The organism is Mycobacterium sp. (genome assembly GCF_049683355.1).
Classification (GTDB): Bacteria; Actinomycetota; Actinomycetes; order Mycobacteriales; family Mycobacteriaceae; genus Mycobacterium.
In genome coordinates, this window is record NZ_JBAUJB010000471.1 from 1 (window position 1) to 12270 (window position 12270).

The window sequence follows — 12270 nt, forward strand, 5'->3', positions numbered from 1 at the left end:
GGACTGGGCGGGCCGGGCCCCCGCCGACCGCGCCGCGGCCCTGCGGGCGTTCGCGGCCGTCGTGGACGCGCACGTCGAGGAACTGGCCGCTCTCGAGGTCGCCAACTCCGGGCACCCGATCGGTAACGCCCGGTGGGAGGCCGGGCACGTCCGCGATGTCCTGCAGTACTACTCCGCGACGCCGGAGCGGCTGTCCGGCAAGCAGATCCCCGTTGCGGGCGGACTCAACGTCACGTTCAACGAGCCGCTGGGGGTGATCGGGGTGATCACCCCGTGGAACTTCCCGATGACGATCGCGTCGTGGGGGTTCGCCCCGGCGCTCGCAGCCGGCAACGCCGTGCTGGTCAAACCCGCGGAGTGGACACCGCTGACGACGATCCGGCTCGGTGAACTGGCCCTCGACGCCGGATTGCCTTCCGGTCTGTTCCAGGTGCTGCCCGGCAAGGGATCGGTTGTCGGGGAGCGCTTCGTCAGCCACCCCGATGTCCGCAAGATCGTGTTCACCGGATCGACCGAGGTCGGTACCCGGGTGATGGCAGGTGCCGCCGCACAGGTCAAACGGGTCACCCTGGAGTTGGGCGGCAAGAGCGCCAACATCGTCTTCGACGACTGTGATCTGGAGCAGGCCGCGGCCACCGCGCCCTACGGGGTCTTCGACAACGCCGGCCAGGATTGCTGTGCCCGCAGCCGGATCCTGGTGCAGCGCAACGTGTACGACCGGTTCATGGAGTTGCTGGAGCCCGCTGTCAAGGGTGTCGTGGTGGGTGATCCACGTGACGGTGGCACCGAGATGGGCCCGCTGGTGTCCGAGGCGCACCGGAACTCGGTGGCGGGGTTCGTCGGTGAGGACGCGCCCATCGTGTTCCAGGGTTCCGCACCCGCGGGTCCGGGATTCTGGTTTCCTCCGACGGTGCTGACACCGCCGCGCAACGACCGCACCGTCACCGAGGAGATCTTCGGTCCGGTGGTCACGGTGTTGCCGTTCGACGACGAAGCCGACGCCATCGCACTGGCCAACGACACCGTTTACGGACTGTCGGGGTCGATCTGGACCGACAACCTGTCGCGGGCGTTGCGGGTGTCGCGGGCCGTCGAGGCCGGCAATCTGTCGGTCAACTCGCACTCGTCGGTCCGGTACAGCACGCCGTTCGGCGGCTTCAAGCAGTCCGGGCTGGGCCGTGAGCTCGGACCCGACGCGCCGCTGTCGTTCACCGAGACCAAGAACGTTTTCATTTCTGTCCAACCAGAGAAGGAAGTTGCACACTGATGGATCTGACCCAGCGACTCGCCGGCAAGGTCGCGGTGATCACCGGCGGCGCCAGCGGAATCGGGCTGGCCAGCGTGCGGCGGCTGCACGCCGAAGGCGCGACGATCGTCATCGGCGATCTGGATCCCGCATCGGGCAAAGAGGTCGCCGACGAGGTCGGCGGAACCTTTGTCCCGGTGGATGTCTCGGACGAGGTGGCCGTCGACACCCTGTTCGACACCGCGGCCAAGACGCACGGTTCGGTCGACATCGCGTTCAACAACGCGGGCATCTCGCCCCCTGAGGACGACCTGATCGAGAACACCGGCCTGGATGCGTGGCAACGGGTGCAGGACGTCAACCTCAAGTCGGTGTTCCTGTGCTGCAAGGCGGCGTTGCGGCATATGGTCCCGCAGCAGAAGGGGTCCATCATCAACACCGCGTCGTTCGTCGCGGTGATGGGCTCGGCGACGTCCCAGATCTCCTACACCGCGTCCAAGGGAGGGGTCCTGGCGATGTCGCGGGAACTCGGTGTGCAGTACGCGCGCCAGGGGATCCGGGTCAACGCGCTGTGCCCCGGACCGGTGAACACGCCGCTGCTCAAAGAACTGTTCGCCAAGGATCCCGAACGCGCCGCCCGCAGGTTGGTGCACGTGCCGGTGGGCCGGTTCGCCGAACCCGAGGAACTCGCCGCCGCGGTGGCCTTCCTCGCCAGCGACGACGCGTCGTTCATCACCGGGTCGTCGTTCCTCGTCGACGGCGGCATCAGCTCGGCCTACGTCACGCCGTTGTAGAGCGGCGTACACCGATGTCGGCAGCACCGGACGCGAGCGACAGGGCTGGATCCCCCGAGGGAGCTGATGCCAGTGACGCGTTGCTGCGCCCGGTGCGGCCCCTCAACGCGTTCGAGGACACCGTCGAGAGGCTGCTGCAGACGATCCGGTTGGGGGTGCTGCACCCGGGTGAATCGCTGCCGCCGGAACGGGAGCTGGCCGCCCGGCTCGGCGTCAGCCGCGACACCGTCCGCGAGGCGATCAAGTCGCTGGCCGACGCCGGATACCTGGTGTCGCGCCGTGGGCGTTACGGCGGGACCTTCCTGGCCGACGCGCTGCCGGCGCCCAGCGCCGAGGAGGTCCGGTTCACCCGCGCCGACATCGACGACGCGCTGAAACTGCGAGAGGTGCTCGAGGTGGGCGCCGCGCGGTTGGCGGCGGGCCGGACGCTGACCGCCACCGAGCGGGAGGCGCTGTGGAACCGGCTTTCCGATGTCCGCGGTTCCGAGCCCGAGGCGTACCGGCGGCTGGACTCCCGGCTGCACCTGGCGATAGCCGAGGCGGCCGGAGTGCCGTCCCTGATGCCGCTGGTCGCCCAGAACCGGATGCGGCTCAACGAACTGCTCGACCGGATCCCGCTGCTGGCACGCAACATCGAACACTCCGATGAACAGCACGAGGCGATCGTGCTGGCGATCCTGGCCGGTGACGCCGACAGCGCGGCGCAGACGATGACCGCGCACGTCTGGGCCTCGGCGGCGCTGCTGCACGGCTTCCTCGACTGAGTGCCGCTCCGCGAGGGCGCGCGTCTGTACCTCGACACGCCGTGAATGTCGGCATTCTCCGCACGCTCGCCGAGGACTACATTTGGCGGTGTGGAGGATCCGTCGGTGATCGAGCTGGCGTCGTCGGCACTGTCCGACGTCGACACCGCCGGCTGGGCGCAACGTTTCGACCTGCTGTCCGACCCGCATCGCCTGGAGATCCTGCTGAGCCTGCACCGGGCGCCGGGAATCTGCGTCAGCGATCTCGCGGCCGCGCTGGGGCGCTCGGAGAACGCGGTGTCGCAGGCGCTGCGAGTGCTGCGCACGCAGGGCTGGGTGGCGAGTACCCGCAGCGGCCGCTCGGTCAGCTACCGGTTGGCCGACGACATCGTCCACGATCTGCTGCACTGGATCGGCGCCAGGCATGCCGGTCACGGTCACCGCTGACCGTTCGGGCAGGCTGAAAGCTGTTCATCTGCTCAGCTAGACAGGTGATCAGATGGCGGAATAGGCTCGTCGGATGATCGTCCACCACCACGCCATGCACATGAGCGACGGCATCGTCGACGCCCCGACGTCGGTGGCGTTCGGCGCGATCGCGGTGATCGCGCTGGGGATCTGCGTCTGGAAGGCGCGCACCGAACTCGATGAGCGCACCGTGCCGCTGGCCGGCCTGGTGGCGGCCTTCATCTTCGCCGTGCAGATGGTCAACTTCCCGATTTTGCCCGGCGTCAGCGGCCACCTCCTCGGTGGCGCGCTGGCCGCCATCCTGGTCGGGCCCTATACCGGCGCGCTGTGCATCGCGATCGTGTTGGTGGTGCAGTCCCTGCTGTTCGCCGACGGTGGCGTCACCGCTCTGGGGATGAACATCGTCAACATGGCGGTCATCGGGGTGGCGGCCGGGTACGGCCTGGCGGTGGCGCTGTACTCGGTGGTGCGCCGCCGGTCCGCCGAACCGTCGGTGCGCACCATCGGGTTCGTCGCGTTCGTCGCCGCACTCGTCGGAACCGTCTGCGCAGCAATGGGCTTCGTCCTCGAGTACTCGATCGGTGGGGCCGCCCCAGCATCCATGGGCACCGTGACCGGCTACATGTTCCTCACCCACGTCCTGATCGGTCTCGGTGAAGGCGCCATCACCGCCGTCACCGTGATGGCGGTGGCGCGGGCGCGTCCCGACCTCGTCTACCTGATGCGGCGCCAGCGAGCGGAGGTTCCGGTATGACGCAACGCAAATGGTTCTGGGTGGCGTTCGCCGCGGCCACCCTGCTGATTGCCGGGGTGGTCTCCTACTTGGCGAGTTCGAGCCCCGACGGGCTGGATTCGACCACGTTGCGCGGCTGCGAGGTCGTCGAGACCAGTGACGGCGAAGAGTTGACCGGGGACTGCATCGCCCGGCACGCCAACGAGCACGACCTCGCCGACTCACCCTTGGCTGATTACGCGCTCGGCGGTCGCGAGGGCACCGGCGGCGTCGCGGGTGTCATCGGCGTGCTCGTCACCGTAGGGGTCGCCGGTGGCGGCTTCTGGCTGATCGCGCGCACCCGCCGCAGCCCCAGCGACCCGGACGTGTCCGAGCCGAGCAGGCGATAGGCGTGGGCGCCGGGGCCCACCCGCTGTACCGGCACGGCGACTCTGCGGTGCACCGGGCGCCCGCCGAGGTCAAGATCGTCTGCCTGCTGATCTTCGTGCTGGCGGTCGTCGCGACTCCTCGGGAGATGTTCTGGCCGTACGCGGTGTTTGCGCTGATCGTGGTCGCCGTGTGGCAGCTGGCCCGGATCCCGCTGCGCTGGATCCTGCCCCGAATGCTGATCGAGGCGCCGTTTCTGGTGCTCGCGCTGCTGCTGCCGTTCGCCGAGGGGGGCGAGCGTGTCCAGGTGGCGGGACTGCACCTGTCGGTGACCGGGCTGTACGCGGCGTGGGGCATCGTCGTCAAGGGCACCCTGGGTGTGGCCGCTGCGCTGACGCTGGCCGCCACCACAGCCGCGGCCGAGCTGCCCGCAGCGCTGAGCCGGTTGGGCGTGCCCGCGATGGTCACCTCGGTGCTGGTGCTGATGATCCGCTACATCGACCTGCTCGCTGCCGAGGCGAGCCGGATGCGGATGGCCCGGATCTCGCGGGGAGACTCACCGCGTGCCCTGCACCAGGCGCGTGCCATCGCCACCGGTATCGGCGCGTTGTTCCTGCGGTCCTATGAGCGGGGAGAACGGGTATATCACTCGATGCTGTCGCGAGGGTTCGACGGTGGGGTTCCCGATCTCGCGGTGATCGGTGCGCCGCCCCGGGCGGTACCGGGCCAATGGGTCTCCACGATGATCCCGGCCGCCGCCGCGGTGACCGTGTCGGTGGCGGCGTGGGTGCTCCGATGACGCCGGTCGCGGTGCAGGTCGATGCCCTGCGCCACGTCTACCCGGACGGTCATGTGGCCCTCGACGGTGTGGACCTCACCGTGGCGGCGGGTGAACGCGTCGCGGTGCTCGGGCCCAACGGTGCGGGTAAGACCACGCTGATGCTTCACCTCAACGGGGTGCTCACCGCCTCCTCGGGGTCGGTGCGCATCGGCGGAACCCCGGTGAACCGCAAGAACCTGCACGACATCCGCCAGCGAGTCGGCCTGGTGTTCCAGGATCCCGACGATCAGTTGTTCATGCCGACCGTCGCCCAGGACGTCGCGTTCGGCCCTGCCAACTTCGGTCTGCGGGGCCGGCAACTCGCCGACCGGGTGGCACGGGCCCTGGCCACCGTCTCCCTGACCGAGGAGGCCGATCGCAACCCCACCCATTTGTCGGCGGGGCAGCGCCGCCGTGCCGCACTGGCAACGGTGCTGGCGTGTGATCCGCAGATCCTGGTCCTCGACGAACCGTCGGCCAATCTCGACCCGGTGGCCAGACGTGAACTGGCCGAGACTCTTTCGGCGCTGGAGTCCACGATGTTGATCGTCACCCACGACCTGCCATACGCGGCCCAGCTGTGCAACCGTGCGGTCGTGGTAGACCACGGCGTGGTGGTCGCCGACGGCGCCATCAACGAGATCCTGGGCGATGAGACGTTGCTGGCCGCACACCGTCTCGAGCTGCCGTGGGGCTTCACGGTCCGTCACTGAGTGCTTTCCGCCGGAACGGTATTCCAGGCGGAGAATCGCGAGAAGCGCCCTGCTGGAATACCGTTCCGGCGACGGGCGGTCAGTGACGCCGCGGCGGGGGCCAGGGCGGCTCCCCGCACAGCGCCAGCACGGCGTTCTCGACCACTTCGGGCAGCGCGGGATGAATCCAGTACTGGCCGCGCGCCATGTCCTGCGCCGGCAGGTCGAAGGCCATCGCCTGGATGATCGGCTGGATGATCGACGACGCCTGGTGCCCCATGATGTGCGCGCCGAGCAGGAGTCCGGAGTCGTCGTCGACGATCAGCTTGGCGAACCCGGTGGAGTCCTCCATCGCCCAGCCGTAGCCGACGTCGCTGTAGTCCTGCACCTTCGACCGGATGTGGTAGCCCGCCGCGCGCGCCTCGTTCTCAGTCAGCCCGACGCAGGCGATCTGCGGATCGGTGAACACCGCCGAGGGGACGTTCTGATGGTTGGACCGCATCAGACTGTCGGTGTCGTCCCAGTCCTGCAACAAGTTCTGCTTGACCACCCGAGCTTCGTGGTTGGCGACGTGCTTGAGCTGATAGGGCGAGCTGACATCACCGAGAGCGAAGACGTTCCGCGCGGTGGTGCGCTGGAATTCGTCGACCACGACCAGTCCGTCCTCCACCTTGACCCCGGCGTGGTGCGCTTCGAGTTGATCACCGTTGGGGACCCGGCCGGTGGCCACCAGCAGCGTGTCAGCGTGCAGCGTCGAACCGTCATCGAGGGTCAGGGTAACCCCGGTGTCGTCAGAAGTGCCGTGCACGATGTTGCGCCGACTGCGGATCTCCCACTTTCTGCTCGCGATGTCGGTGAACCGTTCGCACACGGTGTCGTCGCAGTGGCTCAGCATCGTGGTACCGCGCAGCACGATCGTCACCTTGGTGCCCAGCGACGAGAAGATGTGGGCGAACTCCGCGGCCACAAAACCACCGCCGACGATGACGAGATGCTCGGGCAAATCCGAGATCCGCATGATGGTGTCGCTGGTGTGATAGGCGACGCCGCAGTCGGCGATGGCCGGCGGCACCGTCGCCCGCCCGCCCGCGGCGATCACCACCTGATCCGCGCTGAACTCGTCGCCGTCGTCGGTGCGCAACCGGTAACCGCCCCCGGGGGCGGGCGCGGCGAAGCGGGTGTGGCTGGCGAACACCTCCACGTTCGGTGAGGAGCGCCGGTACTGTTCGCCGCCGCTGGCCAGGGGGTCGATGCGGCCGAACACCCTCGAGACGATGTCGGGCCAGCGGACGCTGTCGACATTTGCGTCGACACCGAAACGGCTTGATTCGCGCGCCTGGTGAGCCACCCCCGCGGCGTAGACGAACATCTTGGTCGGCAGGCACCCGACGTTGAGGCAGGTGCCGCCGAAGACGCCCTTCTCGCAGATGGCCACCCGCTTGTCGAGGTAGCGCTCGTCGAGGATCGAGTTGCCCGAACCGGTGCCGATGATTGCGATGTCGAAGTCAGCCATGCGCGTCAGGTCTCCTCGATGGTGTTGGCGGCGCCGGGTTCTCGGCGCGGTGGTCCGTCAGGTACCAGTGCAGCCAGCGGTCCAGCTCGGCGTAGGCCAGCTGCCTGGACTCGGGCACCGACAGGAATACGTCGTGCTTGGCGTCGACGATCGGCACGATCGAGGTGCGGTGGCCGATGCAGCCCGCCCACCGGGCGATCTGCGCGACATCGAGGACCGCATCGCCGCGCTGGATCGCGGCCGGGTCGCTGACTTCCCGCACACTGCGATCCGAACGAAGGATCAGGTTCGGCACGCCGACGTCCAGACCGCGGTGCAGCCTGGCCTGCCCGCGTCTGATCGCATGGATCCAGCCCACGGTGACCGGAAAACCGCCGACCGGTTTCCAGGTCAGGTTGTAGTCGAAGTCGCCGTCGTAGTCGCGGTGCAGCGTGGTGCCGTAGCCGCCGTCGGACGGTCGACGGACCACTGCCCGCTTGCGCAGCCGCCCCAGGGCCAGCAACGCCGCCGAGGTGGGCGCTGTCCGGAGGACCGGGTGCCCCTGCAGATCCAGCCACGGGCTGTTGAGGATCAGCCCCGACACGCCTTTCGCCGGTGCCGCGGCCGCACGGCGACGATCCAGCCACAGCGACACCACCAGACCGCCCGCCGAGTGTCCGTAGACCAGCACCGGAGCGTCGGTCTCCGCAGCGATGGTGTCCAGCGCCTGCTCCAGTTCGGCGTCGTAGCGGGCCAGGTTCGTGGTGAAGTGCGGCGTCTGGCCCTGCCGGTGCGACCGCCCGCATTTGTGCAGGTCGAGCGCATAGGACGCGAAGCCGTGGGACGCGAAATGCTCGGCCAGCCCTGTGTTGAAGAAGTAGTCGGTGAACCCGTGCACCATCAGCACCGCCCGCGCCGCCGAGCGATTCGGCTCCCCGCGCCGCACCAGCGTCGCTTCCAGTTCGCCTTCCCCGTCCGGATCGGGGCCGAGGGCGAACGTCCGCTGCCAGTATCCGGCCAGTACGTCGGGCTCCCATCCAGACACGACAGCCACCTTATGTCGAAACCGACCGCCCGAGAGCAGTGCGGGCAGTGGTCGCCACGCTGGCGACATCCGTGTCGGGATAACCTGAACCCGGTAAGCCGTGAGGGACGGGCCACGACCACGAAGGACCGACAAGACAGTGTCTGAACCACAGAAGACCGACGTCCTGCTGGTAGGAGCGGGCATCATGAGCGCCACGCTCAGCGCGCTGCTGCGTCTGGTGGAACCGAACTGGTCGATGACGTTGGTGGAACGTCTCGACGGCGCGGCCGCAGAGAGCAGCGATCCGTGGAACAACGCCGGCACGGGCCACTCGGCACTGTGTGAGTTGAACTACACCCCGGCCCGGCCCGACGGGTCGATCGACATCACCAAGGCCGTCCACGTCAACGAGCAGTTCCAGGTGTCACGGCAGTTCTGGTCCTACGCCGTCGAGAACGGCGTGCTGCCGGACGTACGCAGCTTCCTCAACCCGATCCCGCACGTCAGCTTCGTCTCGGGCGAGGACAACGTCGACTACCTCAAGCGGCGCTACGAGGCGCTCGTCGGCAACCCGCTGTTCGCTTCGATGGAGTTCATCAACGACCGCGACGAGTTCACCCGGCGGCTGCCGTTGATGGCCGAGAAGCGCGACTTCTCCGAGCCTGTCGCGCTGAACTGGACGCAGGACGGCACCGATGTGGACTTCGGTTCGCTGTCGCGACAGCTGATCGGCTTCGGCGCTCAGCAGGGGATGGACACGCTGTTCGGCCACGAGGTCCGCGACCTGAGCCAGAACTCCGATGGTTCGTGGACGGCCAAGGTGGTCAATCGGCGCACCGGTGCGACACGGCAGTTCAATGCCAAGTTCGTCTTCGTCGGCGCGGGCGGCAACGCGCTGCCGCTGCTGCAGAAGGCCGGCATCAAGGAGGCCAAGGGCTTCGGCGGCTTCCCGGTCGGTGGGCAGTGGCTTCGCACCGGCAATCCTGAGCTGACGGCCAAGCATCAGGCCAAGGTGTACGGTCTGCCGCCGCTGGGCGCCCCGCCGATGTCGGTCCCGCACCTCGACACCCGGGTGATCAGCGACAAATCCTGGCTGCTGTTCGGTCCGTTCGCGGGCTGGTCGCCGAAGTTCCTCAAGCAGGGCAAGGTCACCGACCTGCCGCTCTCGGTCAAGCCCGACAACCTGGTCTCGATGCTCGGTGTCGGGCTCACCGAGATGGGGCTGCTGAAGTACCTGATCGGCCAGCTAGTGCTCAGCGAATCGGCTCGGGTGGAGAATCTGCGTGACTTCGCGCCCAGCGCAAAGGATTCCGACTGGGAGCTCGACATCGCCGGACAGCGCGTCCAGGTGATCCGAAAAGCGAAGGGCAAGGGCGGTGTGCTGGAGTTCGGCACCACGGTGCTCACGGCCGCCGACGGCAGCATCGCCGGGTTGCTCGGCGCGTCGCCGGGCGCGTCGACCGCAGTGCCCGCGATGTTCGACGTGATGCAGCGTTGCTTCGGCGACCGCTACCAGAGCTGGCTGCCCAAGCTCAAGGAGATGGTCCCGTCGCTCGGTACCGAACTGTCCGGCGAGCCTGCGTTGTTCGAGGAGGTGTGGGCGCACGGCACCAAGGTGCTCAAACTGGACAAGCCGGCCAGTGCCGTTCCGGACGTCGCAGGCGACGGATCCAGCGCGGGCACCGAGCATTCCCCGACCGCAGCGACCGCATGACGGTGTCCGCCGAATGACGGTGGCGCTGCGGCGCAGCTGGGCCAAGGATCTGGATGCCGCAACGCTGTATGAATTGCTCAAGTTGCGCGTTGAGGTGTTCGTCGTCGAACAGGCCACCCCGTACCCGGAGTTGGACGGCCGTGATCTGCTGGCCGAGACGCGGCATTTCTGGCTGGAAAGCCCTGAAGGAGTAGTGATCTCGACGTTGCGGCTGATGGAGGAGCATCCCGGCGGTCAGAAGGCGTTCCGGATCGGGCGGGTCTGTACCAAACGCGCCGACCGCGGCCACGGACACACCGCCCGGCTGTTGCAGGCCGCGCTGGCGGAGGTGGGTGACTACCCGTGTCACATCAACGCGCAGACCTACCTCGAGGAGATGTACGGCAGGCACGGGTTCGTGCGCGAGGGTGAGGAGTTCCTCGACGACGGGATCCCGCATGTGGCGATGGTGAAGCCGTGACCAGATCCCCACAGACAGAGGCGATCTACCCGTTCAGCGCGGTCGTGGGCCACGACCGTCTGCGGCTGGCGCTGGTGCTGTGCGCGGTACGGCCCGACATCGGGGGAGTGCTGATCCGCGGCGAGAAGGGCACCGCGAAGTCGACCGCCGTGCGAGGTCTGGCGCAGGTGCTCACCGAGGCGTTCAAGGCGTCCGGCGATTTCGGCGGCCAGCTCGTCGAGTTGCCGATCGGTGCCACCGAGGACCGCGTCGTGGGATCGCTGGACCTGCAGAAGGTGTTGCGGGACGGCGAACATGCGTTCTCGCCGGGGCTGCTGGCCCGGGCGCACGGCGGCGTGCTGTACGTCGACGAGGTCAACCTGTTGCACGACCATCTGGTCGACGTCCTGCTCGATGCCGCCGCGATGGGACGGGTGCACATCGAGCGCGACGGCGTCTCGCACAGCCATGAGGCGCGCTTCGTGCTGATCGGCACGATGAACCCGGAGGAGGGGGAGTTGCGGCCGCAGCTCCTGGACCGGTTCGGGCTCACCGTGGACGTGGCGGCTTCGCGTGACGTGGATGTGCGGGTCGAGGTGATCCGTGCGCGGTTGGCCTATGAGGCCGACCCGTCGGGGTTCGCCGAACGGCACGCCGCAGCCGATACCGAGATCGCTGCGCGGATCGCAAAGGCCCGGGCATTGCTACCCGATGTGGTGTTGCCCGACAATGAATTACGCCGGATCGCCGCGCTGTGTGCGGCCTTCGACGTCGACGGGATGCGCGCTGATCTGGTGGTGGCGCGCACGGCTGTGGCGCACGCCGCGTGGCGGGCCGCGGCGAGCGAAGCGACGGGGGAGATCACGGCGGCGAGCGAAGCGACGGGGGAGATCACCGTCGACGCGCAGGACATCCGGGTGGCCGCCGAACTCGCGTTGCCACACCGTCGCCGCCGCGATCCGTTCGATGATCCGGGTCTGGATCCGGGCCGCTTGGACGACGCGATGGAACAGGCGGGTGAGTCCGCAGACGATGCACCCGCGTCCGATCCCGACCCGGAGCCGGACCCTCCGGGCGGCGGAGAAGCGCTGCCCGACGGCGACGGGCAGCCCTCATCCAGGGGCCCGACGTCGTCGAACAGCTCGAACTCGGGTGCTCCGCCCTCGGTGCCTGATTCGAGTGCTCCGCCCTCGGTGCCGAATTCGAGTGCTCCGCCCTCGGAAGCCTTCCGGACCAAGGCCCTCGTCGTTCCCGGCGTCGGCGAAGGCGCACCCGGACGGCGGTCCCGTGCCCGCAACCGCACCGGCACCGTGGTGTCGGCAGCGCACGACGCCGACGCCGGGCACGGCCTGCATGTGTTCGCCACGCTGCTGGCGGCAGCGGGACACCAGGCAACGCCCGGGCGACTGCGCCCGTCGGCGGGGGACGTCCGGCGCGCGGTACGGGAAGGACGCGAAGGCAACCTGGTGATCTTCGTCGTCGACGCGTCGGGTTCGATGGCCGCCCGAGATCGCATGTCGGCGGTCGGCGGAGCCACCCTGTCCCTGCTGCGGGACGCCTATCAGCGCAGGGACAAGGTGGCGGTGATCACCTTCCGGCAACAGGACGCCCAGGTGTTGCTACCGCCGACGTCGTCGGTGCACATCGCCAGCCGCAGATTGGCCCGCTTCGACACCGGGGGCCGGACCCCGCTGGCGCAGGGCCTGCTGGCGGCCCGCGACATGGTGGTGCGCGAG

General features: G+C 68.5%; 13 protein-coding genes. 11 read left to right on the top strand and 2 right to left on the bottom strand.

Annotated features, from left to right (window positions below; translation table 11 throughout):
- From WA944_RS26580 to WA944_RS26615, 8 genes are all read left to right on the top strand, one after another.
- Window positions 1–1267: aldehyde dehydrogenase family protein (locus WA944_RS26580; protein WP_526373834.1), on the top strand; the 1267-nt coding region annotated here is incomplete at its 5' end.
- Window positions 1264–2040 carry a 3-oxoacyl-ACP reductase gene (locus WA944_RS26585; protein WP_370331836.1) on the top strand — a complete coding sequence of 259 codons (777 nt, stop codon included), beginning with the start codon at window positions 1264–1266 and terminating at the stop codon, window positions 2038–2040. The genes WA944_RS26580 and WA944_RS26585, both read left to right, overlap by 4 nt.
- Before the next feature lie 14 nt (window positions 2041–2054).
- A complete protein-coding gene (locus tag WA944_RS26590; protein WP_370331816.1) occupies window positions 2055–2804 on the top strand; it encodes a FadR/GntR family transcriptional regulator in 750 nt (249 codons plus the stop codon).
- A gap of 45 nt (window positions 2805–2849) precedes the next feature.
- Window positions 2850–3230 (top strand): ArsR/SmtB family transcription factor, encoded by a 381-nt coding sequence (locus tag WA944_RS26595; protein ID WP_526373835.1) that lies wholly within the window; start codon window positions 2850–2852, stop codon window positions 3228–3230.
- Between the two features lie 73 nt (window positions 3231–3303).
- Window positions 3304–4005 carry an energy-coupling factor ABC transporter permease gene (locus WA944_RS26600; protein ID WP_526373836.1) on the top strand — a complete coding sequence of 234 codons (702 nt, stop codon included), beginning with the start codon at window positions 3304–3306 and terminating at the stop codon, window positions 4003–4005.
- Window positions 4002–4373, top strand: a complete 372-nt coding sequence (locus WA944_RS26605) for a PDGLE domain-containing protein (protein ID WP_526373837.1) — start codon at window positions 4002–4004, stop codon at window positions 4371–4373. The genes WA944_RS26600 and WA944_RS26605 overlap by 4 nt, the downstream gene beginning before the upstream one ends.
- Before the next feature lie 2 nt (window positions 4374–4375).
- Window positions 4376–5149, top strand: coding sequence for a cobalt ECF transporter T component CbiQ (gene cbiQ / locus WA944_RS26610; protein WP_526373838.1), 774 nt, complete (start codon window positions 4376–4378; stop codon window positions 5147–5149).
- Window positions 5146–5883 (top strand): energy-coupling factor ABC transporter ATP-binding protein, encoded by a 738-nt coding sequence (locus WA944_RS26615; RefSeq protein WP_526373839.1) that lies wholly within the window; start codon window positions 5146–5148, stop codon window positions 5881–5883. Before cbiQ ends, WA944_RS26615 begins: the two co-directional genes overlap by 4 nt.
- Window positions 5884–5962: 79 nt before the next feature.
- On the opposite strand, the gene mtr is transcribed toward WA944_RS26615, so the two are convergent.
- A complete protein-coding gene (mtr, locus tag WA944_RS26620; RefSeq protein WP_526373840.1) occupies window positions 5963–7375 on the bottom strand; it encodes a mycothione reductase in 1413 nt (470 codons plus the stop codon).
- Window positions 7368–8399 (bottom strand): alpha/beta hydrolase, encoded by a 1032-nt coding sequence (locus WA944_RS26625; RefSeq protein ID WP_526373841.1) that lies wholly within the window; start codon window positions 8397–8399, stop codon window positions 7368–7370. The genes mtr and WA944_RS26625 overlap by 8 nt, the downstream gene beginning before the upstream one ends.
- Window positions 8400–8538: 139 nt before the next feature.
- On the opposite strand from WA944_RS26625, the gene mqo reads away from it, so the two are divergent.
- The 3 genes from mqo to WA944_RS26640 form a co-directional block, all read left to right on the top strand.
- Window positions 8539–10095 (top strand): malate dehydrogenase (quinone), encoded by a 1557-nt coding sequence (gene mqo / locus WA944_RS26630; RefSeq protein ID WP_526374185.1) that lies wholly within the window; start codon window positions 8539–8541, stop codon window positions 10093–10095.
- A 13-nt stretch (window positions 10096–10108) separates the two neighbouring features.
- On the top strand, window positions 10109–10555 hold the full coding sequence (locus WA944_RS26635; RefSeq protein WP_526374184.1) for a GNAT family N-acetyltransferase: 447 nt from the start codon (window positions 10109–10111) through the stop codon (window positions 10553–10555).
- Between the two features lie 23 nt (window positions 10556–10578).
- Window positions 10579–12270, top strand: a 1692-nt coding sequence (locus WA944_RS26640; RefSeq protein WP_526647502.1) for an AAA family ATPase, incomplete at its 3' end; no start/stop codon positions are given.